The organism is Candidatus Neomarinimicrobiota bacterium, from assembly GCA_021157965.1.
Lineage (GTDB): Bacteria > Fidelibacterota > Fidelibacteria > Fidelibacterales > Fidelibacteraceae > Fidelibacter.
The window spans coordinates 272,664-296,111 of sequence record JAGGVO010000041.1; the positions used below are offsets into that span (position 1 = coordinate 272,664).

Sequence of the window (23,448 nt, forward strand, 5' to 3'; positions counted from 1 at the left end):
GGGAAACGGACCTAAGGAGATTTGACATGACTTTACTGGATGCCTGGATTATAGTAATCTATCTGATAGGTGTTGTTTTATTGGGTATTTTCATTTCCAAAAAAGCGGGTAAAGACCTGAAAAACTATTTTCTCAGCGGAAACCGGGTTCCCTGGTACTGGCTGAGTGTATCCAATGCCTCTTCCATGTTTGATATAACCGGAACCATGTGGGTGGTTTATGTGATGGTAGTGTACGGCATGAAGGGCATCCTTCTCCAGTGGCAGTGGCCGATTTTTAACCAGATTTTTATGATGGTGTACCTGGCTGTCTGGATTCGCCGGAGTAATGTTCTGACAGGGGCGGAATGGATGGGTACCCGCTTCAGTCATCGGGGTGGTGAGCTTGCCAGGCTGGCCGTCACTCTCTTTGCCTTCATTTCCGTCATTGGATTTTTAACCTACGCCTTTCAGGGTATCGGGAAATTTGCCGCAACCTTTTTGCCCTGGGATTTCAGCCCGGACACCTATGCCATCCTTTTTATGGGTATTACGGCCGTGTATGTGATCGCCGGCGGGATGTACAGTGTCGTATTTACCGATGTAATTCAGTTTGTACTCCTGGGTGCTGCAGGCATTGCCCTGGGGGTTATTGCCATGAACCGAATTGATGCCGGAGAGATTGCCCGGCTGGTTCCCCCTGGATGGGATACTCTCCGCTTCGGTACCCGCTTGGGAATAGACTGGAGTGAAACACTGCCTTCGGCCCAGCAGCGAATTATGACCGACGGCTGGGAATTTTTCAGCATCATTATCATGGGACTCCTGTTTAAAGGTTTTCTGGTAAGTAGTGCGGGACCTTCTCCCGGATATGATATGCAGCGCGTTTTGGCGACCCGAAATCCCAGGGAAAGCGCCCTCATGAGCGGAATGGTGACCGTTTCGCTTATTCCACGGTGGATTATGATTGCAGGAATTACCCTGATGGCCATCAAATTTTTTATTCCTGAAATGCTTGCCATGGGTGCGGATGTGGATTATGAACAGGTTTTACCTTTTGTCATCCGCCGTTTTCTTCCGGCAGGACTCATGGGCATGATCCTTGCCGGCCTGCTGGCCGGGTTTATGTCTACCTTTGACAGCACGGTGAACAGTGGTGCCGCCTATCTGGTGAATGATGTCTATAAACGCTATATCAATCCCAATGCCTCCGATAAAAAACTGGTTTTCGTGTCTTACGGCGCGTCACTCTTTCTTGTGTTATTGGGCATTCTGTTCGGCCTGATGGCCGAATCCATCAATGAAGCGATGATGTGGATTGTTTCCGGCCTGTGGGGAGGTTATGCCGCTCCGAATATGTTGAAATGGTACTGGTGGCGAATGAACGGATTTGGTTTTTTCTGGGGGATGGTGAGTGGAATGGCTGCCGCGCTTCTCCTGCCCCTGATGATTCCCGGCCTTCATCCCCTGGTGACTTTTCCCATTGTTTTCGGACTCTCACTGGCAGGAACTATTGCCGGGAGTTTGTTGACGCCGAAAGAACCCGACGAGATTTTATGCGACTTTTACCGGACAGTGCGTCCCTGGGGATTTTGGAAGCCTGTAAAAAATAAAGTCCTGACCGAAGCGCCCGGCCTGGAGCCGTCTTCTTTCCGGCGGGATATAATCAGCATCTGTATCGGTATTGTATGGCAATTGAGCCTTGCGGCAGTGCCCGTTTATCTGGTTATGAAATATTGGGGATCCATGCTGATATGGCTCGCTGTGGCCTTAATAACAACCGGTCTGCTTAAATTGGTCTGGTATGATCATCTGGAAAAAAACTCTCCCGGAGCTTAAGATTCCTTTTTTTCGGAGAGGGCGTTCCGGGCTTTTTCCAGCAAAGTGTCTTTATTTTCAACAAGCCAGGCCTTTGCGGCTTCGTATTCGTTGGGGATTTCCCCGTCCAGAATGGCATTTTCTATCAAAGATTTGATTTTTCCCACAAGGGGCCCCGGGGGGATATGGTAAAAATCCATCAGTTCCTGACCGCGCACCGGTGATTGAAAAGCCCTCAGCCGGTCTTTCTCTTCCACTATCTGAATCCGTTTTTCCACTTCGTCAAAATTATTCTGATATTCACGGACCTTTTCCGGGTTTTTCGAGGTGATATCTGCCCGACACAGGGTCAGTAAATCCCGGATGGAATCCCCGGCTTCAACCCGCAGGCGGCGGACGGCACTGTCTGTGACTTCGTCACCGGCGATTGCAATAGGACGCAGATGAAGCCGGATCAGCTTCCGGATTTCCTTGATTTGTCGGATAGGCAGCTTCAAATGCCTTCCGATGGTTTCAAACATCCGCGCGCCTACATCCTCATGGCCGTGAAATGTCCACCCCTGATTGGGGAAAAATCGTTTTGTCGGCGGTTTACCCACATCGTGAAAAAGAGCGGCAAGGCGGACCGTCATTTTATCGGTCATCTTGCATACATTATCCACCACTTTGAGGGTATGGTAAAAAACATCTTTATGACCATAACCGTTTTTTTCTTCCACCCCTTTCATCCTGCTTATTTCCGGCAGGATTAATGGAAGCAAACCGGCATTTTCCAGGAGAATAAATCCGATGGATGGCTGGGATGCCATCAGGATTTTTATCAGTTCGTCCCGGATGCGCTCCATGCTGATGATCTGAATACGCTTCACCGTTTTTTTGATGGCATCGAAGGTCTCATCCGAAATCCGGTATTGAAAGCGGGTGGCAAAACGGATAGCCCGCATCATTCGAAGCGGGTCGTCAAAAAAAGTCTCTTCCGGATTAAGAGGAGTCCGGATGATTTGCACTTTCAGATCCCGAATACCGTTGAAGGGATCTTTAAAATCGCCGTAATGATCGGGACGGATATCCACAGCCATGGCATTAATGGTAAAGTCCCGTCGCCGGAGATCTTCCGTTATATCTGTAAATACCACATCCGGTTTCCGGGAGTCGGAAGAATACGTCTCTTTCCGGGCAGTGGCAATTTCTATCTGAATATGCTTGAAGGGGATCATGGCGGTTCCGAATTGACGGAATTTTACAACTGGTCCTGCGTGGAGCGCCCGGGCAACCCGGTCGGCAAAATCCAGGCCGTCCCCGGTCACCACGATGTCAAGATCTGTGATGGGGCGATCTAAAAAGGCATCCCGGACTATTCCCCCCACAATGTATGTTTCAAGGTTTGCCCGACGGCCTTCTTCACCGATGAGATGTAAACAGTCAATGAGTTCTTTCTGATCCTTCAAAAGGTGGTCAATATCTATTTTCATGTTTCCCGGAATAGTTTGATTCGATATAAAGCCCGCTGGTACAGGGGCGGGCCGACCAGCAAATTTAGAAAAACCAGCAGTGTAAGGACAGTACAGAGTTCCTGAAGATGAGATATTTCCGGAAAGGATGAAACAATTGAAATGAAACAGAGAGTCAAACCGCTCTGGGATACAAAACCCCTGGAAAGGGGCCGGGCTGACGGAGATTCCTCCTGCCATTGCCGAAGGAATAACTCCGTGGAAAAACGCAGGGTAACATATCGCATCATGAACAACACGGCCAGCATGGATAAAAGGGAGGCAGTGAATGTCCAATGAATTCCTGCGGCTGTCAGGGTGAAAAAAACAACAAAAAAGGGCAGGGAATGCCGGCTGATATCTTTGATGAAACGCTTACCCGAAGCGGAGTTATAGCGGACGATAATTCCAGCTCCCATAAAAGACAAGATCAGTTCCGGCATGTAAAGATCCCCGCCACCGAAAAGGACAATCATGAAAATGACAAGAAAAAAAACAAGTTCTCCCCTGAAATGTTTTAAAAAAAAGCGGAGCAGTAAGCCCATGCTTCCGGAGACAAGGATCACACTGAAAAGGTGAATGGCAAAGGTTTGGAAGGCTGAAGCCCATTCCGGGCCTTTGGCTGTCATGGCTTTTAACAAAACCCCGTGACCCAAAAACGGAATAATCAGGATCATGCCGGACAACGTGACGGTATTCAGCACGAGGGACTTGTTCCGCACCGGTGACACATTTTCCCGGTTTACCGAAAGAATAACCGCCGGTGATCCCGAGGCTAATACGAGCGTAGTAAACAGAATGTAAAAGAAGGTATGAAAGCCTTTTAAAAAGGCAAAATGATGAAAAAAGGCAGAGAGGATTAAAAAAAGAAGGACTGTTCCTGATAAAACCGCCCCGAACTGCGTTGCCATGAGAAGGGGAATCCTTTTGGAAAAGCCGCTATGGGCCTTCAGCTCAAGACGCCCCCCGACAAGGAAAGCTATCATCATAAAGACCATGAAGCGGATGAATTCAAGCGATTGAAGGTCTACAGCCGTTATGAGATTCAGTCCTTCCGGACCTACAAGCATGCCATAAAGGACAAAACCCGTCAGCATAGGTAGTGTTTTATTTTTTACGGAATGCCCCACAACCCAGGCCGATACGAGAATCAAACCGAGTAAGATGGAAGGATTGAGATCGGTCGGCAGGTTCAGATAGTGGGACAGGTATTGGGAACCGACCGTCAGTCCGGTGAGAACCAGGATAATCAGAAAACTCATCGGTGTACCTCCCACCGTATCAGGAGGATCATAAGGGCATATCCGGCAATATAAGCAAGTCCAAGCCCGCCTGAAATGATGCCGGCACAAGTAGACGAGGAGATCAGATGAAGATGAACGGCAATGGCCGGAGTTAAAACACCCAGCGGGATAAGAGATGTAAGGATGGGCCGGATCTCTTCCACCTGCATGATCTGCTTTGTAAAAAAGTGCCGGAAAGACCAGCGGTTCAGGATAAACCGGAGCAGAATCAGACCGGGGACAATGGCCGGTGTTAACCAGGGGTGAAGTTTAAGAGATAATCCCGTATAAAAGAGAAGGAATAAAATCACCGGCCGGACCAGCGGTTTGAGAGTGTCCTGAATTTGCTGTTTCCAGAATCCGCCGGATGAGATGACCATTCCCGAAACCAGATTCATCAGGAGGGGATTAAAACCAAAAAAGTATGACATGCCTGAATTGATGAGCAACAGGCTCAGGAGCCAGATCAGCATTCCTTCGCCCTGACTGATCCGCCGGATTCCCATATACACCAGGCGTCCGGTAAACAGGGCGAGCAGAACCTGAATCAGAAGATTCAGTACAAAGTGGGGCATGGAGGTGCTGATCCCCATAGGTGAAAGAATCCCAAAAAGGATTATGGTAAACAAACCGCTTAAACCCGCTACGGTTTTGAATATAAACGCAAATGAAGATGAATGTTTTCGGAATTTCTTTAAAAACAACAGGGATGCCGAAGAAATCTGGGTCAGGGCAAGGGAAAGATATATACCGCCGATGAGAATTTCCCAGGCCGGAAAATGAGCCAGGTAAAGAAGCACATAAGAAGCGGCCAGCATCACGGTGAACATGAAAAAAGAGTGAAGTGCTGAAAAACGTTTCACATTCACATCGAAATATCGAATATCCCTGAATCCGAAAAACAATCCCCAGTATAATCCCTGAAAACCCAGACTGAATTCCAAAAGAGGCAGGGTTTGAACCGCCAATGCGTCCGTCATCAGATCCAGTCCAGAAACGCCCACATAAACACCCGCCATAAACGGAATGGATATAATGACAAGTTCCCGAAAGATTTCCCGGGTTGCTTCTGTACGGACACAAAACACTCTGAGGAAGAGAAACATCAGGAGAAAGGTCACAAATAAGATGAAAGGCGTTCCCATAAATAAATTTATCTAACTGCTTACTGGCCTGCAATGTGAATATTCAAAACATGCAATATAGAAAAGAATGAATAAATTTTTATTTGTTGGGCCGGATTTTTAATTTACATGCATGGATATTCTGGAAAAAACGCTGAAGGAGCGTTTTCATCTTCCAGGCTTCAGACCTCTTCAGCGGGAAATAATTGAAGGTATTCTGGAAAGAAAAAATGTGATTGCCGTGCTGGCAACAGGCGGGGGGAAATCCCTCTGTTTCCAGTTGCCTGCCTTGCTGACGGGGGGGCTGACCCTGGTAATCACGCCGTTGGTTGCCTTAATGGAGGATCAGGTAAAACGGGTGCAGGAGCTGGGAATTGCCGGAACTTATATTTCATCGGTTCTGGATGAGCGTGAGAAAAGGACCCGTTTGTGCCGCCTTGCCCGGGGAGATTATCAAATCCTTTTTATTGCGCCGGAACGCCTGACGTCCGAATCCCTGAACCGGGCTCTTGAAAGCTGTCCGCCTTTCTTTATTGCTATTGATGAAGCCCATTGCATTTCTCAGTGGGGACATGATTTCAGACCGGCCTACATGAAAATCGGTCCTTTTATACAACGCTATGCCGTCCCTTATAAAGCGGCATTCACCGGGACTGCCACACGGGAGACTCTTGAGGATATGAAGAGGTCTCTGGGATGGAATACCGCCCTGGTTTTGAAAGCGACCTTTGACCGTCCCAATTTGAAATATATGGCGTATTCTTTTAAAAATTCCCTAACCAAACTCTATGCGCTAAAAGAAATTTTAAAGGGAATGAAAGGTGCCGGTGCTGTTTACTGTTCAACCCGGAAAGATGTGGAACAGATATACGGCATTCTCAGAATGTGGGGAGCCAGATCCTGTATGTATCATGCAGGTCTTTCTCCCGAAATTCGAAAAAGATCCCAGGCAGACTGGATTTCAGGGCGTATTCCCCTGATTGTTGCCACAAATGCTTTCGGCATGGGGATAGACAAAGGGGATGTCCGTTTTGTGATACACTACCAAATACCGGGGAATCTGGAAAATTACTATCAGGAAGCCGGCCGGGCCGGGCGGGACCGCCAGGATTCCTTCTGTATCCTTTTATATGCACCGGAAGACAGGGATATTCAGGAATTCTTTCTGTCTGGCCACACCTGGGATCCGCAAATGCTTGAGGATTCCGTGAAGGATGGCCAAATCCCGGAAGACCTTCCGGAATATGTGAAGCGGTATCTGTCTGAAACCCTGTACAATGAAGAAAAAGATCCAGACCGTATCCGCCGGGATCTGATGAAACTGAAATCTTATGCATCTCTTCAGATGGGAAAATTTGAGAAGATGATGGGATATGTATTAGAAAACCGCTGTCGAAGAAAAGCCATCCTGGATTATTTTGATGAAGCATCTTCCCTGAAAAATTGCGGAGGCTGTGATGTGTGCCTGTCATGGATGCCGGAAGATCTGAAAACGGATTATCTGACGGTAAAAAATGAATTAAATGATGAAATGAATATGACACTTCAGCTGTACACCCGGTTTGGCAATCATCGGTTTTATTTTAACGGCCATCGTTTCAAACACCGCTCTCTTATTCGCTGCATACTGAAGCATGGCGAGCAAAACGGCCTGGTGCGGGAAATTGTCCCGGGCCTTTGGAAAACAACTGATAAATGCCGAAAAGAACTCCCACACCGCATGGAAGACCTGACTTTAAAACACTTTCCCGGCTTGGTTATCAAGGCGAAAAAAGTTATCCAACGCACGGGAGGTCAACGGCTTGAGGCATGGTCAGAAATTCTTCCCCGGTGGTTTTTTCGGGGTATTGGCAGGAAACGTTACCGGAAAATTCTTTCGGAGATCTCATCCGGAGATGAAATACGGACCATTTTATTCCCTTTTCATGAATCAATTATTGAACGCGTGTTGCGTATATGGGAAGCGGATACGGGAAATTTGCCCCCGCGAAAGAGACATCTTTTAAAACTTTTGACCCAACACGGGATATCACCGGATTGTCAGGAACTCTATCTTGAAAAGGAGGGTGTGCAAGGAACAAAAGTTTATTCAAACCGTTGGGATTAAATCGGAATTCAGGTATATTTGTTTATGAAGAAAATATCAAGGAAGAAATTAATATATCGATACTTCATTTATTCGCTGCTGATCATGCTGTTCGGCTTTTTTCTCCTTCTGGGCGGCTATTTTTATCTGAGTCGGGATTTGCCGGGATTGGAAGAGCTTGAGCGCTTTGAACCGGAGCTTATCTCCCGGGTATATGCTTCAGACGGGACGATTCTAAAAGAATTTTACACACAGCGGCGGGTTCTCATTCCCCTTGAAGAAATCCCGACCCATGTCGTGAATGCCCTGTTGGCGACGGAGGACCGGGACTTTTATGATCACTGGGGGATGAATGTCAAACGGACTGTAAAAGCCTTTCTCGTCGGATACGGTGGTGCATCCACCATCACTCAGCAGCTTGCAAGAACACTTCATCTGAACCTTGAGCGGACATATATCCGTAAGTTGAAAGAATTGATCATTGCTATCAATATTGAACAGACCTATACCAAGGATGAAATTTTGGAAATGTACCTGAATTCAGTCCATTTTGGTCACGGAACTTACGGAATTCAGGCAGCAGCTAAGCTTTATTTTAACAAGGATGTACAGAATTTAAATCTGGATGAAGGGGCCATGTTGATTGGACTGCTGCCGGCACCGGCCCGTTTTACGCCTATCCTTTATCCCGATGTGGCCATTCAACGGCGGAATCTGGTCCTCCGGAATATGGTTGTGACCGGTAAAATCAGCAAATGGGATTATGCCAATGCCCTGAATCAGAATACTTCAGTGGCGCCCCGGCGCGAATCCCCGGGCATTGCCCCCTATTTTACCGAATATGTCCGGCGGGAAATTTCGGATTTGGCAGACCGCTACAACATCAACATTTACCGGGACGGACTGGAAATTTATACAACGTTGGACAGCCGGATGCAGATGATTGCCGAAGAAGCTCTTCAGAACCATTTGCGTTATCAGCAGAAGAAACTGGACCGCCGACTTTTGGCAAACCGTGAGGAAATGATCAACCTGCTGGGCGTTCAGGCGGACAGTGTGGCCCATCTGTCCAATGATTCTCTGTTTCAGCTGCTTCCTAAACGCCAACGTGCTGTTCAGGGGAGTTTTTTTGCCATCAATCCTGAGAACGGAGCCATATTGGCCATGATCGGCGGCCGGGATTTTGAAGAAAGCAAGTTCAACCGGGCCGTCCAGGCCGAACGTCAGCCCGGTTCCATTTTTAAACCCTTTGTCTATACGGCTGCCGTGGACAATGGTTTTTCACCCTGCGATCAGGTATTAAATCAGCCGGTTGTGATCATTGAAGCAAACGGGACCCGGTGGACCCCTACCAACTATAATGGTAAAACCGGCGGACTCGTGACGATGAGGGAGGGAATCCAATGGTCTACAAACCTTGTTTCAATTCGCTGGGCTCAAAAGGTGACACCGGCTGTTGTCCGGGATTATGCACGGAAAATGGGACTCACGACCCGCATAGATGCTGTCGAGTCCATTTCTCTGGGGACATCACCCACGCGCTTATCCGAGCTGGTGGCTGCCTATGCCATTTTTCCGAATCAGGGAGTGTGGAATAAACCGTTTGCCATTACGCAGGTTCTGGATAGAAACGGGCATGAAGTCTACCGTAGCCCCCGGGATACCCGGGAAGTCCTGAGCCGGGAGACGGCTTATATCATGACTGATATGCTGCGCACAGTTGTGGATGCTGGCACGGGTGGAAGCATTCGATGGAAATATCATTTTAATGTGCCGGCCGGCGGGAAAACCGGTACGACTCAGAATTTTACCGATGCCCTTTTTGTAGGGTTTACAAAAAATCTATGCGCCGGGACCTGGGTCGGAGTGGACGATCCCCGGGTCTCTTTGGGTGAAGGTCAGGCAGGATCGGTGGCCGCTCTGCCTATATGGGCAACTTTTATGAAACATGTCTATGATGAACTGGAACTGCCTGTGAAAGATTTTGACATGCCACCCGGTGTCCGATCCATTGAAATTTGTTCCGAAACAAAAAAACTCCCGACTGAATATTGTCCTACGACAACTGAAATTTTCAATGTCCGGTATGCGCCTAAAACACGGTGTACAGTCCATGGGAAAAACAGCTCCCGCTCAAATCAGGGCGTGGATTTCTAAGGGTTTCTGAATCGCAGGAACCCAAATGCATCAGGTCTGTGAAAGTTTTTCTCCGGTAAAGAAGTCCAACTGATCCAATGGGGATGGGATGTTTCGTCCCCGCATTTATAAAAATTTGCCTTCCAGATTTCACTGAATGTATCGTTAGTTAAAGGGGTAAACCGTTTAATCAGATCATAGGGAATGGCAAAAGCCAGTTCCCAAAAGAGAGGTGACGTGATTTCTTCGGGAACGCTGGAGGGGAGAGTACTCTGCCGGCGTACCATGTCCAGTTCTTCCGGTGAGAGAATATCATAATCTAAGCGTTTGCCGTTTTTCTTTTGAGGGTTTCGGATATAATAACAGAGCAAATTCCCGCCGCAATTGAATTCAAAATTAAAATACCCTGTGGAACCGGCCGGTTTCAGAAAAAATTCTACGCAACTATCCTTGCTTACTTTGGCCTGGTAGCCTTCCTGAATACACCGGACATATCGGTCGTCTACGGAGAATTTTCCGTAGAATGCCTGGTTGTCTCTGAAAAGGCGGACTTCCACATGTGGGGTATGTTCACCACTTTCGGGGCGGATCTCCCGGAGTGTTACCGGTGATGTATTTTTCCAGTTCAGGGAATCCAGCAGATGGGCCGGGTTGTTTATACGTTTGAAGGGGACGGTTAAGACCGGTTTGGAAATCATTTAAAACTCCCGGTTAAAATGAGGTGCCGGCAGGTGACGCCGCCGGTTTTCGTGAATGTATTCAGCATCTTCAACGGTAAGTCAGACGGGTGTCCCGCTTGTCTGTTTACTTCGTTTACGGTGGTTCTTGATTCTCCCGGGAAAAGTTCCATGGCGTCTTTGTTTTCATATTCCATCCGGCCTGCCCTTTTTCCATATCCTCCGAATATGGAAAAAATCCCGGTCAGGGTGGTACGGTCGGATTACAATTGATTTATCTCCAGACATTGGCCTGCCGGCCTTCCCTTTTTTCCAGTTTCAAAGCATCACTTAAAACCGATGATTTTACATTGATACGAAGATAAAAACTCTTTACCGATGATGTGGGAGTCCAGTTCAGGCTCATTTCCCAACAGTGAAGATCCCGCTTTAACGAGATGTACTGATAGGTGATTTTCTGATTGATGATGTTGATGTTCAGAGAATAATCTAAAGACCAGTTTGGGCTGAGATTGGCTGAAAAAATGGTGTTTAAGGTGAGATTTTTACTGCTTTTATCCGGGTTTGTTGCCGCGTAGTTATACCGGATACTCACCCGGGCCTGCCAGTCTGAGATGCTTTCGTCATGTCGGGTACCTGTTGAGTCCCGATTGCTCTTTTCCCTGAACCGGAAGCCTGTATCAAAGCTGAAATGGGTCAGCCTGGGGATGGTTTCATAATTATTGATTCGCCGATGACTCACGGTGTCATACTGATAAGGATCCAGGCGGATGTTTCCGCTGAACTGCAGATTCCCCGGCAAGCGGGATGCACGATATGAAATACTTACAGGACTCCATTTTAGGGAGTCGGCATTGAAATCATAATTGCCGTTCAAATTCAAAGTCAGAAAATCATATTTTTTAAATTTTTCCGGATCTTTTTTGTCAGAAAATTTTGCTGAAAACTGATTGCCTACAGACCAGCTCATGGTTCGGGAGTCTCTTGAGGGTGTTTTGCCCAGCAGGGTTGAAGAAAAATAATCATAGGATACCGGATTGCCATTGGTATCGGTACCTCGGAAGACGTAATTCGGGTTGTTGGAAATATCCGGGGTATAGACAAAGCTCACTGAAGGACTGATTACATGTCTGAGGGCCTGGAAGCAACCGGCCCGGAAATAGAAAATTCCGTAGAATTTGGAGGAGAAACGAAGATTTGCAGAATAGACTGCTCGGCGCTTAAATGCCTTTTGATCCAAGAGGATCATTTGGCCTGTGCTGTCCAGAACTGCCTGGCCGTTGTCTGAAAGCAGGGGTGATTTATATTTAAAAACCCATCCTTCCTGAATGTTAAGCCCTGGAGAGGTTGTCAGCCAGTTGAAGAATTTATGATTCAATGAAATGTTTCCCTGGTGGATCATTCTGCTTCGCTGGTTATCCAGAAAGGTGGAATCATTTTGCAGAGTATGGGTATACCGGTTTTGAAAATTTGTCGAGTAATTATAGGTGAGAGTGTGATACCAGCGTTGCGGATCGCTTGCCTTCGACTTTTTAAAAACCTGACCGGTGCTTTTAGAGAGAGAAATCTGGGGTACGGAAGCGTGGACATTCCCTGTGATAAGATCTTCCGTCCGCGAAGCGTTCACTGTAAGCCCCATATCTCCGATCCGTGTGGAATAGGTGGCGTTTGAAATGAGTTTCTGTTTCAACCGCTCATCCAGTTCAATTCCGGTCTGCTGATAATAGGATCGGTCATTGGTATAGGAGCCGGAGATATTGAGTCTGGAGGACCGACCGATGGTCTGCCGGTGATTCAGGGCGATATCGTACCGGATCTGGGGACGGTCTGCCAGAAAATTGTTGTTATAGCTGGTTCGGATTTGTCCGTTCAGTTTGTATCTCAGTGCATAGCGGGTTGTATTATTCATTTTGATTCCCTGCAAATCGAAGAAATCAAGCTGAATTTTTGTATCCATGTAATCATTGGGGGCCCAGTAATAACCGGCGCCTTTCAAATACCATCCCGATACGTTGGATGTCCCGAAGGTAGGCATAAACCAGCCGCTGTGGCGCCGGCCCTTTTGATCGGGATAGATCCCAAAGGGAAGGTAAAATACAGGAATATTCATGATCCGGAGAACCAGGGGTTTGGCGATAACCATTTTATCGGGAATCAGTTTCATGCGTCGGGATTCAATCCAGTAATGGGGATCTTCCTTCAGGTCGCAGGTTGTGTAACGGGCATAGTCCACATAAAATGGTTTATCCTCCCGTTTCTGGATTTGCCGTCCCGTATAGAAACCATCTTCCAGGGTTGTAGAGCCGTACTTAGCTCTCCCCCGACGGGTCCGGAAATTATAGAATAAGGCCTCCCCGTACATGGGATCTGCCGAACCTTGAATGAATTCGGGAATACTGACAAGCCCTGTGTCGGTTTTCTGCGGCAGGGCATAAAGGATATCCGCATTCCAGTCCACCCGAATGGTGTCCGCCTTGAGATGCATGTTTCCGTAATCCAGTGTGGCATGGTGAATCAAATCGGTCATGTCGGCCATCATGTGGTAATGAATCCTGTCTGCTTTGTATACCAGATTTGTATCCATGCCCGCTTCTGTAGGATGGGGATAGAAAATCCCCGATACATCCCGGATGACCCGGATGAGTTCCAGCGAATCATTACGAAACAACATGCGTACCGTATCACCGCTGGCATGATTGAGTCCCTGAAACAGGGAATCCCTGAATACATGATAATCTGATTCGGCCATCCCTTTCATTTCCAGGGAATCCACTTTGTTCAATGCGTTGAACCAGATCCACAGGTCCCGCCCTGTGAGAGTGCTTGTAAAGACAACGGAGCTGTCTGAATCCTCTTTTTTAAAAATTCCCCTCCGGTCTGTTTCCATCACGGCGTGTCCTGAAACATTCAGATAGTGCAGGGTATCTCCCTTAAAGGAAAATTTCAGCCGGTCCCCGCCAAGGCGGTTTTCCCCGTAAAAAACCCGGGGATTGCCCCTGAAAACCGCCAGTCCATCAGCATCGGAAAAGTTCAGGGAATCGCTGTAAATTTTCAGGGAATCCCTGAGTACCCGGATGTTTCCCTGCCCTTCAAATATACGGCTTTTCGTGTTACCGGCCAGAAGATCGGCATATACCAGTAACCGCCCGTTTCCCTTGTCATCGTTTCGGATAAAGACGGGATCGGCATTGCTGAACATATTATTCTTTTCCACATCATACCGGATATAATCACCGGTCAGCAGCATATTTCCGGTGGAATCGGTTACAACGGCATTTTTGTAGTAGTGAATGATCCGGGCTGTGTAGTCATAGAAAACCGAATCGCTGGCGGATTGAATCAGCGTATCCCGGATAAAGATATTGCCGTGGCCTGTATAGCGATTTGTCTGGAGATCGGCCTTTACCGTATCCCCTTCCAGAATGCGTTCTTTATAGCGGATGTAGCTGCGTTCCGGGGAAAACAACCGGTCTGTGTCGGTGTGAAATTCGATTCTCTGGCTTGTCACCCGTGAAATGGTATCCCAGACTGTAACATTTCCGCTGAGAATCAGCAGGTTTTTTTCGGGATAGTGCAGGGCATTATCACAGGTGATTTGGATGGCCCCTTTTTGAAACTGCACATTCTGTTCCAAATGGAGATATGTCTCACCATCCTGCTTTACATGATGCAGTTCTTCCGCATGTTTCAGCACCAGGGGTTCCACCGCTCCGGACAAAGGGTGATAAAATCCCAAAATCAGGTTGAATAAGAGCCCGCTAAGGGTTATATATAAACACTTTTTACTTTTCAGAATCAAAACGGTCGGGCCACAAATGTTTCAGTCGTTGCCGGATATATTTCTCATATCCGTTTTCCGTTGGGTTATATACCGGCAGTCCGGCATGCTGTTCCGGAAGGTAATTTTGTCTGGTAAAGCCGCCGGTATCGTGGGGATATTTATAATTTTTGGAATAATCCATCTCTTTCATGAGGGATGTGGGGGCATTGCGCAAATGCAGGGGGACATTCTGAAAGCCGGTTTCCCGGATGAAATCCTGTGATTTTTTGATGCTCAGGTAGGCGGCATTGCTTTTGGGGGCAGAGGCCAGAAAAGTAGTCACCTGGGCCAGGATGATGGAGGCTTCCGGCATACCGATGGCATGAACTGCCTGAAAACCGCTGACAGCCATGGTGAGTCCCAGAGGTTCTGAATTGCCGATATCCTCCGAAGCCAGAATGATAAGGCGCCGGGCAACATAAAGGGGATCTTCACCGCCTTCAAGCATCACAGCCAGCCAGTAGACCGCCGCATCGGGATCACTGCCCCTGACACTTTTAATAAAGGCGGATATTGTATCGTAATGATAATCTCCGGTTTTATCGTACAACAGGTTTTTTTCCTGAAGGGCGTTCTCGATATCATCCCGGGAAATTGAAAGATTTTTTGCCCCGCTTTGCCGGGAAAGAGTCATTTTAAAACAGAGCTCCAGGGTATTCAGCATTTTCCGGGCATCACCACCGGCAGTGCGCAGAAGAAAATCCCGGTCTTCACGGTTCAGGTCAAGGGTGTATTTCGAAAGGATGATATCTGAAGTCACGGCCCGGTTAAAAAGCGTTTCCAGTTCTTCAGGAGAGAGGGGCTGCAACTTGAGAACCTTCATGCGGGAAAGCAGGGGCGAAATGACTTCAAAAGAGGGATTTTCCGTCGTGGCGCCGATAAGTACCAGACTCCCGTTTTCAACGGCATGAAGCAGGGCGTCCTGCTGGGCTTTATTGAAACGGTGGATTTCATCGATGAACAGGACCGTTTTTTTTCCCATGTTCATGTTGTTTTCCCCCGTCCTGATCAGGTTCCGGACATCTTTGACACCGGCGGTTACAGCACTGATCTCGTGGAACTCCGCCCCGGCAAGACCTGCCATCAGCCGGGCCAGGGTGGTTTTTCCCGTTCCCGGAGGCCCCCATAAAATCAAGGGAATAATCTCCCGGTTCCTGAAAAGCCTGCTCAGGATTTTTCCCTCGCCTGTGAGGTGGGTTTGTCCCACCAAATCAGTGAAACGGGTAGGGCGCATCCGGACGGCTAAAGGAGGCAGCACACGCTCATTTTGTGAAAAAAGTGTCTCTTCGGCCATAATGTTAAAATTACAATGATTCCGCTTCTCAGGACATGATTAAATCATGGATTCGGATAACCCGCCGGACCGTTTACATTGCCGGGAGAAGGTACGAATATGACGGTTGACACACCCCCTGTGAATAATGCTTGTTTTCTTTTTGGGACTCACTTATATTGTATCGTTGATATGAAAAAACTTCATCTGAAATATATCCCAAGAATGGCAGTCATCCTGCTAATGGCCTGGAGTGCTGCTTTTGCATGGGATGGCATCGGGAATTTTGATGCTTATGTGCAAAACGGCAAAATCGTTGTGGAATGGCAAACGAAACACGAAGATAATGTGGATTATTTTGTCATCCAGCGCAGCATGAACAGTAACGATTCCTATTATGATCTGGCAAAAATTGAGCCGCACGGAAATGGTTGGGCTTATATTTATATTGATGAAAAGATCCTGGGAAAATCAGCCAATATGGTGTATAATTACCGGCTGAAAATAGTCTTCCGGGATAAAAGCATTGCCTATTCCGATCAGTCTGTTCAGGTCGTGATGGTTGTGTCGTCTCTCCAGCATACTTGGGGCAGTATTAAGGCGATGTTTCAGTAATTATTTTCGTTTTTCTCATAATTCCCGTGTATCTTTTTCTATAAGAGTATAAATTTATGCCAAATTGTCGTATTCTCCTGTTAGGGAGAAATACGTGTCATCTGTAAAAAATCTCGAGGTGTAAAATATTCATGAAATTCTCGTTTCTCAAATGGTTATCCAGCGATATTGCCATTGATCTGGGAACAGCCAATACATTGATCTATGTCCGTGGGGAGGGCATTGTTGTCAATGAGCCGTCTATTGTTGCCAGATCAACCATCAACAACAAAATCATTGCCGTTGGTGATGATGCCAAGGAAATGATGGGTCGAACTCACCCCAACATTGAAGTTGTGCGTCCTATGAAGGATGGTGTCATTGCCAACTTTGAAATGACCGATGCCATGCTTCAGGGGTTCATCAAAAAGATTAACATCTCCCGTTTTGCCCGCCCCCGCATTGTTATTTGTGTCCCCTCCGGAATTACCGAGGTGGAAAAACGGGCGGTGAAAGAGAGCGGAGAACGGGCAAACGCCCGGGTAATTTACCTGATAGAAGAACCTGTGGCAGCTGCTGTGGGTATCGGCATTGACATTTCCAAACCGGTAGGCAACATGATTGTGGATATCGGGGGAGGAACCACGGAAATTGCCATTATCGCCCTGAACGGAGTTGTGACAAAAGAGAGTCTGCGGATTGCCGGAGATGAGATGAATGAAGCAATTATTCAATATTTCAGGAAAGAGCACAACCTGTTGATCGGAGAACGAATGGCTGAACAGATCAAACTGAATATTGGGTCTGCAACGAAAGTGGAAGATAAAACCATGTCCGTCAAGGGACGGAATTTTGTGGTGGGTATCCCGCGGACCATCGATGTCTCGTCGGAACAGATCCGCGAATGCCTGCGGGAGACAGTGGATGTAATGATCAGTGGTATCAAACGGACCCTGGAAAATACTCCACCTGAGCTTTCGTCCGATATTCTGGACCGGGGGATTATTCTGACAGGTGGCGGTGCTCTTTTAAAGGGACTGGATGAACGTATCCGACTGGAAACGGAATTGCCGGTTCATGTTGCGGAAGAGCCCCTTCTCTCTGTTGCCATGGGGACAGGGAAAGTGCTGGAGGATGTGGAAAAATATAGGGAAATACTGATGTAATGCTGAAAAGAATCATAGATTTCTTTTTAAACAGACGATTCCAGATTTCTACAACTGTCCTTTTATTTCTTTCATTTATCATCTTTATCAAAACATCCCATCCTGCAATCCGTCATCTGGAAATATGGGCCGGAGATGTCCTTGCACCTGTTAAAGAACCGGTTGTCTGGTTCAGGGACCTGATGGAAACCCGTGAAACCAATGAGATTCTTAACCGGCGTTTAATCCATCTCAGTCAGGAGGCATCCCGTTTTTCATCTATGGCCGATGAGAATAAGCGGCTGAGAAGTATGCTGGATTTTAAAGAACGGTCTGAATACAATCTGTTATCTGCCCTGGTTTTATCAGAGGGAATCCATAAAAGTGTCAACAGCCTGTTATTGAACCGGGGGAAAAAGGACAGTATCCAGGTAAATGATCCTATCATGAATGTGGATGGTGTCATTGGAAAAATATTCTTTGTAGGTGAGTCCACATCCCTGGCACAGCTTCTTATTGACCCCAATTCCCGGTTGAGTGTGCGCATAGAGCCGTCCGGTGCGAAAGGCATCCTCCAGTGGTATGGAGGAAACCGTTATCTGATTGCTGATATTCCCAATACAATGGCTGTCCAGCCGGGTAATCTTGTGGTGACATCCGGGCTGTCAGATATTTATCCTGGTGATTTGCCTGTCGGGGTTGTCCGTGAATTATCTCCCGCCCCCGATGGCTTTACCCATATTGTCTATGGCGATTTTCTGGTCAACTTCAACCAAATTCGAGAGGTTTTTATCATTCTGGAATGAATTCACTCCAATATCTAAAACTCATGCTTATCGTGCTGGGAACGGTTCTGATTCAGTTCTTTTTCAATGAAGTGTTGGATATACAGGGCATCCGCCCCGACCTTTTTTTTATTCTCCTCATCTATCTGGCGTTTCGCCTCTCTGCCACCCAAACTGTCTGGGTTGCCTTTCTCCTGGGAATTTTACAGGATATTCTTTTCCATCCCTCGGTTTTGGGACTCTCACCCCTGATCAAAACATTTTCAGGTTTTATCCTGGCTCAGCTCATCCACCAATCTTTTCTCCGGGTGCGGGTTTTTTCGACAATTTCATCCGTGCTTCTGATTTTTTTAAGCCATGTCATTTTCAATTGGGTGCTCTTTATTGAAATGCCTGTGGATTTTAATTATGTATTAATACACTACAGCCTGCCGGAATTTCTTTATACGGGAGGACTCTTTATACTGGCGAATTATTTTATTTCGCTCTATCCGGAAACTGAGTAATGGCCCAATCACATGAGAATACACTTACACCGGTCCAATACTATATCCTCATTGGGATAACGATCATTCTTTTTGGTATCCTTTTATACAGAATTTATGATCTTCAGATTCGCAGATATTCGGACCTTTCTTCGGAAGCGGTTGAAAATATGTATCGTAAATATAATATCCCTGCACCCCGCGGCATTATTTACGACCGCTACAACCGGCCCCTGGTGTATAATCAGTCCAACTACGATCTGGAAGTCTATCCCTTTGAAATTAAACAGAGTGAACATACCTGGGATGTTTTGTCGGATATTCTGGATATCCCGGCAGAAACGCTGAAAAAGCGGATGGAAAAGAACATGAACGGGTATTACCGACCGTCTAAAATTGCATCCAGCCTGGATTTCAGAACGGTTTCCCTGATCCAGGAGTATCAATTGGAACTGTCCGGCGTTATCCTGACATCCCGGCCGACCCGGAAGTATGCACCGGGGATCCGGGCAGGGCACCTCCTGGGGTACACGGCCGAAATCGATAAAAACAGCATTGAATTGTTGAGGAATCAGGGATACCGTCCGGGTGATTATGTTGGCGTCAAAGGTGTTGAAAAATCATACGAAAAAGAGCTGAAAGGCACCAATGGCACCCGGTATGTCCGCATTAACGCCTACGGGATGGACTTCGGAGAGGATTTTTCTAAAAGTATCCCGGTTGTCCCTGGGAATGACCTCTACCTGACCATTAACAAAGATTTGCAGAGTTATGTTGAATCTCTTGCCGATACTCTCCCCTTTTCCGTAACAGTTCTGGATTATACCAATGGTGAAATCCTTGCTATGACATCCCAGCCGGGATTTGACCCCGCTATTTTTTCCGGCACTGTGGAGACAGAGGACTGGCTGGCCCTGCTGAATGATCCGTGTAAACCTTTGATTAACCGGACGGTTCAGGGATTGTATCCGCCGGGATCCATTTTTAAGCTGATCTGTGCGGTAGCTGCTCTGGAAGACCGTGTCATTTCTCCCTCCCACCAATATTACTGTTCAGGGTCCTACCGCCTCGGGCGGAGGGTATACAAATGCTGGAAAAAGGCAGGACACGGAACGCTGGATTTATATGGTGCGATTGAAAATTCCTGTAATGTCTATTTTTACAATCTGATTCAGGATGTGGGACTTGAACGTTGGCACCGGTATGGCAGTGCCTTTCGTATTGGCACGTTAACAGGAATTGATATTCCTGAAGAGAAAGCAGGTATCCTGCCGGACCGCCGTTACCTGGATGCAAAATACGAACGTAACGGCTGGACCGTGGGATTGTTGCTGAATATGGTGATCGGTCAGGGGGATGTGTTGGTAACACCTATTGACATGGCCCGATATACCTGTCTTTTGGCAACCCGTGGTAAAATCATCACACCCCATGTTGGCCGGGCAATTTATGATAAAAAAGAAGAGACACTCCGGATGCTCTCGTTTCCGGAGGATTCTGTTCAGGGTATCCATCCCCGGGTTTGGGATGTAATCCACGAAGGAATGAGACGGGTTGTGGCCGGAAAAAACGGGACTGCAAAAGTGGTTAATATCCCTCATCTTGACGTGTACGGTAAAACCGGTACGGCCCAGAATCCTCACGGAGATGCACATGGATGGTTTATCGGCTTTGTGAAAGACAAACAATTCCCCTATGCTATTGTTGTCTTTGTTGAAAACGGGAAATCCGGCAGCGGTTCTGCGGCTCCCATGGCCCGGAAAATTTTTGATTATTTCTGGAAAGTGAGCACTTTTTAATGAATTATCTCCAGCATCTACGGGAAAAAACATCGGATTTGGATTACCTGACACTGGCTATTGTCCTGGCATTAACTATTATCGGACTCTTTTCTATTTATAGTGCGTCCAGTGTGGGAGAATCATCACACTGGTCCCTGCAGTTTGTCGTTCAGCTGATTGCACTCTTTTTAGGGCTCATTTTTTTTGTCATGATGTATGTGATTCCCAAACAGTTTTTATTGAATAATGCCTGGTTTTTTTACATTGCGGGGGTTTTGCTTTTGCTGATTCCCTTTTTCACCTCAGGCACTATTGCCGAAACAAACAGATGGATCGATTTGAAAATTGTCAGGATCCAGCCCTCCGAATTTATGAAGTTTATTCTTATTCTCATTTTAGCCCGGTATTTTTCCACAACCAAAAATTCTACAGAAGTATTCCGGTATGTGTTCAAACCGTTATTTTTAACGCTCCTTCCATTCATTCTGGTGTTTATCCAGCCTGATCTGGGGACATCTATTATTTATCTGGCCGTTTTTATTGGAATGCTTTATGCATCAGGATACAGGGTTTATTACATCTTTCTGCTGATCGCACCCATGATCACCATTGTGGCAGCCTTTAATCTGACGGCTTTTACTATCTGGGGCATTATCCTGGGAATCATCATCTTTTTTAACCAGGCCAACATTTTTGCATCCGTGGGAATTTTTATCGGTAATATTGCAACCGGACTGATTACGCCCCTGATCTGGAACCATTTAAAACCATACCAGCAAACCAGGATTCTCACCATGTTCAATGCCAAACTGGATCCTCTGGGTGCCGGATATCAGGTGCTGCAGTCACAAATTGCCATCGGTTCCGGCGGACTGCGGGGAAAGGGTTTTATGGCCGGAACCCAAACCCATCTGCGTTTTCTTCCGGAACAACATACGGATTTCATCTTTTCAGTCATTGCCGAAGAACTGGGGTTTTTTATGGTGGTTATTCTCTTTATTCTGTTCTTTACCCTTTTTGCCCGGTGGTTCAGGATGGCTTATCAGGCCCGGGACAAGTTCGGAGCTATGCTTATTGTGGGTGGAACCATGGTTTTACTGATCCACTTTTTCATCAACATCGGGATGACAGTTGGACTCTTGCCCGTGACGGGGAAACCGCTCCCTTTTCTCAGCTATGGAGGGAGTTTTCTGGTAACCTGTTACGGACTTGTGGGCATGATCCTCAATGGGAATTCGGAACAAATACCCCGGGCGCTCACATATCGCTAAGTAATTGGTAAACTCCACTTTTCCCTTTAAATTCCATCGATGTCTGAAACAGTTGTGACAAACAAGCGGGCTTTTCATGACTATCAAATTTTGGAAACCCTTGAAGCCGGTCTTGCCTTAAAAGGCTCAGAGGTGAAATCCATTCGGGAAGGAAAAATCAGTCTGAAAGAAGCCTATTGTTATTTCCAGGAGGGAGAACTTTACCTCCTCCAGTGCCATATTGCCCCTTATTCCCATCTGGGATATGAGGAGCATGATCCCCTGAGGCCCCGGAAACTTTTACTCCGCCGGGATGAACTCAGGAAACTGCGAAAGAAAAAGGAAGAGGGCGGACTCACCATTGTTCCCCTCAAAGTCTATTGGAATAAAAATCACCTTAAAGCGGAAATTGCTCTGGTAAAAGGTAAAAAGCTTTATGATAAACGGAGGGACCTGGCTGAGAAAGAATCCCAACGGACTATAGAGCGGATGATGAAACACAAAAGGTAGCTTATGATCACATTTCCCCCACTGAATGAGCAGATGGACCTGATCCGGAAAGGGACGGAGGAAATTCTCCCGGAAGAGGAGATGGTCCGGAAAATTGAAGAATCCATCAAGGCAAAAAAACCCTTACGTATCAAATTGGGAGCCGATCCCAGCCGACCGGACCTGCATATCGGTCACGGTGTGGTACTGAATAAATTGAGGAATTTTCAGGATCTGGGGCACCAGGCCGTGCTGATTATCGGTGATTTTACGGCCATGATCGGGGATCCTTCGGGCAAAAGTAAAACCCGACCGGCCCTGACTCTGCAGGAAACCAAAGAAAATGCCCGGTCCTATTTTGAACAGGCAGGAATTATTCTGGATTCTCAACGACTTGAAATACGTTATAATTCAGACTGGCTGAACAAACTGACCTTTGAGGATGTCATCATTTTATCGTCAAAATACACGGTAGCCCGCATGCTTGAACGGGATGATTTTTCGAAACGATACACCGAAGGAATGCCCATCTCGGTCCATGAATTCATGTATCCCCTGGCCCAGGCCTATGACAGTTATGCCATACGGTCTGATGTGGAGATTGGCGGTACAGATCAGAAATTCAATTTTCTGGTTGCCCGGGATATTCAGCGGGAATACGGCCAGGATCCCCAAGTGATTCTGACCATGCCCATCCTGGAAGGAACCGACGGGGTGGAAAAAATGTCCAAGTCCCTGGGGAATTACATTGCCCTGACTGATTCTCCGGATGAAATGTACGGTAAAACCCTTTCCATACCCGATGAGTTGATTCTCCGTTATTTTGTCCTGACCACCGATTTATCCCCCCGGGAGATTGAGAAAATCAAAGAGGATCTGGAGGCTGGGGAAAACCCCCGGGATGCCAAACACGAACTGGCCTGGCACCTGGTTCGGCGCTACCATTCCAAAGAAGATGCAGATAAGGCAAGGGATCATTTCAACCAGGTTTTTGTAAAGGGCGGGGTACCGGATGATATGGATGAGTATGCGGTATCACCGAATGAAAGGATTCTGGATATCATGGTTGCCGCCGGTCAGGTTTCTTCTTCCGGCGAAGCCAAACGCCTGATCAAACAGGGCGGTGTGTCCCTGGATGGTGAAAAAATAACTGATATTCAGGCTTTCCCCACCTTTGAAGGTGAAGCAGTGCTTAAAATCGGGAAGCGGAAATTTCTGAAACTGAAGAAATAGT

Annotated in this window: 18 protein-coding genes; 11 read left to right on the top strand and 7 right to left on the bottom strand. The window is 47.0% G+C overall.

Translation table 11 applies throughout. The features are described 5' to 3' along the window. Positions 1-26: 26 nt before the first annotated feature. Positions 27-1,817: a Na+:solute symporter gene (locus J7K63_06440; protein MCD6234656.1), complete on the top strand. Its 1,791-nt coding sequence runs from the start codon at positions 27-29 to the stop codon at positions 1,815-1,817. Here J7K63_06440 and J7K63_06445 read toward each other — a convergent pair. Genes J7K63_06445 through J7K63_06455 form a run of 3 tightly spaced genes read right to left on the bottom strand, consistent with a single transcriptional unit; the run spans position 1,814 to position 5,657 of the window. Then, positions 1,814-3,268, bottom strand: a complete 1,455-nt coding sequence (locus J7K63_06445) for an HD domain-containing protein (protein ID MCD6234657.1) — start codon at positions 3,266-3,268, stop codon at positions 1,814-1,816. The two genes, J7K63_06440 and J7K63_06445, sit on opposite strands and share 4 nt — an antisense overlap. After that, positions 3,265-4,548: a hypothetical protein gene (locus J7K63_06450; protein MCD6234658.1), complete on the bottom strand. Its 1,284-nt coding sequence runs from the start codon at positions 4,546-4,548 to the stop codon at positions 3,265-3,267. The genes J7K63_06445 and J7K63_06450 overlap by 4 nt, the downstream gene beginning before the upstream one ends. Continuing rightward, positions 4,545-5,657, bottom strand: coding sequence for a hypothetical protein (locus J7K63_06455; GenBank protein ID MCD6234659.1), 1,113 nt, complete (start codon positions 5,655-5,657; stop codon positions 4,545-4,547). The genes J7K63_06450 and J7K63_06455 overlap by 4 nt, the downstream gene beginning before the upstream one ends. Positions 5,658-5,826: 169 nt before the next feature. On the opposite strand from J7K63_06455, the gene J7K63_06460 reads away from it, so the two are divergent. Together J7K63_06460 and J7K63_06465 are read left to right on the top strand one after the other, a co-directional pair. Then, the gene (locus J7K63_06460; protein MCD6234660.1) at positions 5,827-7,800 is read left to right on the top strand and encodes an ATP-dependent DNA helicase RecQ; all 1,974 of its coding nucleotides are present in this window, start codon (positions 5,827-5,829) and stop codon (positions 7,798-7,800) included. 84 nt (positions 7,801-7,884) lie between these two features. Further along, on the top strand, positions 7,885-9,936 hold the full coding sequence (locus J7K63_06465; protein ID MCD6234661.1) for a PBP1A family penicillin-binding protein: 2,052 nt from the start codon (positions 7,885-7,887) through the stop codon (positions 9,934-9,936). Here the strand turns inward: J7K63_06465 and J7K63_06470 are convergent. From J7K63_06470 to J7K63_06485, 4 genes are all read right to left on the bottom strand, one after another. After that, positions 9,933-10,613, bottom strand: coding sequence for a hypothetical protein (locus tag J7K63_06470; GenBank protein ID MCD6234662.1), 681 nt, complete (start codon positions 10,611-10,613; stop codon positions 9,933-9,935). The two genes, J7K63_06465 and J7K63_06470, sit on opposite strands and share 4 nt — an antisense overlap. Next, entirely contained in the window at positions 10,610-10,789 is a 180-nt protein-coding gene (locus J7K63_06475) for a hypothetical protein (protein ID MCD6234663.1), read from the bottom strand. The genes J7K63_06470 and J7K63_06475 overlap by 4 nt, the downstream gene beginning before the upstream one ends. A 77-nt stretch (positions 10,790-10,866) precedes the next feature. Further along, positions 10,867-14,286 carry an LPS export ABC transporter periplasmic protein LptC gene (lptC, locus tag J7K63_06480; protein MCD6234664.1) on the bottom strand — a complete coding sequence of 1,140 codons (3,420 nt, stop codon included), beginning with the start codon at positions 14,284-14,286 and terminating at the stop codon, positions 10,867-10,869. 88 nt (positions 14,287-14,374) lie between these two features. Next, positions 14,375-15,706: a replication-associated recombination protein A gene (locus J7K63_06485; protein MCD6234665.1), complete on the bottom strand. Its 1,332-nt coding sequence runs from the start codon at positions 15,704-15,706 to the stop codon at positions 14,375-14,377. 171 nt (positions 15,707-15,877) lie between these two features. Here J7K63_06485 and J7K63_06490 point away from each other — a divergent pair, with 171 nt between their 5' ends. From J7K63_06490 to J7K63_06525, 8 genes are all read left to right on the top strand, one after another. Continuing rightward, complete coding sequence (locus tag J7K63_06490; GenBank protein ID MCD6234666.1) at positions 15,878-16,300, top strand: hypothetical protein; 423 nt, start codon at positions 15,878-15,880, stop codon at positions 16,298-16,300. Positions 16,301-16,431: 131 nt separating this feature from the next. Beyond that, positions 16,432-17,445: a rod shape-determining protein gene (locus tag J7K63_06495; protein ID MCD6234667.1), complete on the top strand. Its 1,014-nt coding sequence runs from the start codon at positions 16,432-16,434 to the stop codon at positions 17,443-17,445. Beyond that, a complete protein-coding gene (locus J7K63_06500; protein MCD6234668.1) occupies positions 17,445-18,230 on the top strand; it encodes a rod shape-determining protein MreC in 786 nt (261 codons plus the stop codon). Before J7K63_06495 ends, J7K63_06500 begins: the two co-directional genes overlap by 1 nt. After that, on the top strand, positions 18,227-18,715 hold the full coding sequence (gene mreD, locus J7K63_06505) for a rod shape-determining protein MreD (GenBank protein MCD6234669.1): 489 nt from the start codon (positions 18,227-18,229) through the stop codon (positions 18,713-18,715). The genes J7K63_06500 and mreD overlap by 4 nt, the downstream gene beginning before the upstream one ends. Then, the gene (mrdA, locus tag J7K63_06510; protein MCD6234670.1) at positions 18,715-20,493 is read left to right on the top strand and encodes a penicillin-binding protein 2; all 1,779 of its coding nucleotides are present in this window, start codon (positions 18,715-18,717) and stop codon (positions 20,491-20,493) included. The genes mreD and mrdA overlap by 1 nt, the downstream gene beginning before the upstream one ends. Next, positions 20,493-21,746: a rod shape-determining protein RodA gene (gene rodA, locus J7K63_06515; GenBank protein MCD6234671.1), complete on the top strand. Its 1,254-nt coding sequence runs from the start codon at positions 20,493-20,495 to the stop codon at positions 21,744-21,746. The genes mrdA and rodA overlap by 1 nt, the downstream gene beginning before the upstream one ends. A gap of 39 nt (positions 21,747-21,785) precedes the next feature. Then, complete coding sequence (gene smpB / locus J7K63_06520; protein ID MCD6234672.1) at positions 21,786-22,235, top strand: SsrA-binding protein SmpB; 450 nt, start codon at positions 21,786-21,788, stop codon at positions 22,233-22,235. 3 nt (positions 22,236-22,238) lie between these two features. After that, on the top strand, positions 22,239-23,447 hold the full coding sequence (locus J7K63_06525) for a tyrosine--tRNA ligase (protein MCD6234673.1): 1,209 nt from the start codon (positions 22,239-22,241) through the stop codon (positions 23,445-23,447). Position 23,448: the final 1 nt, after the last annotated feature.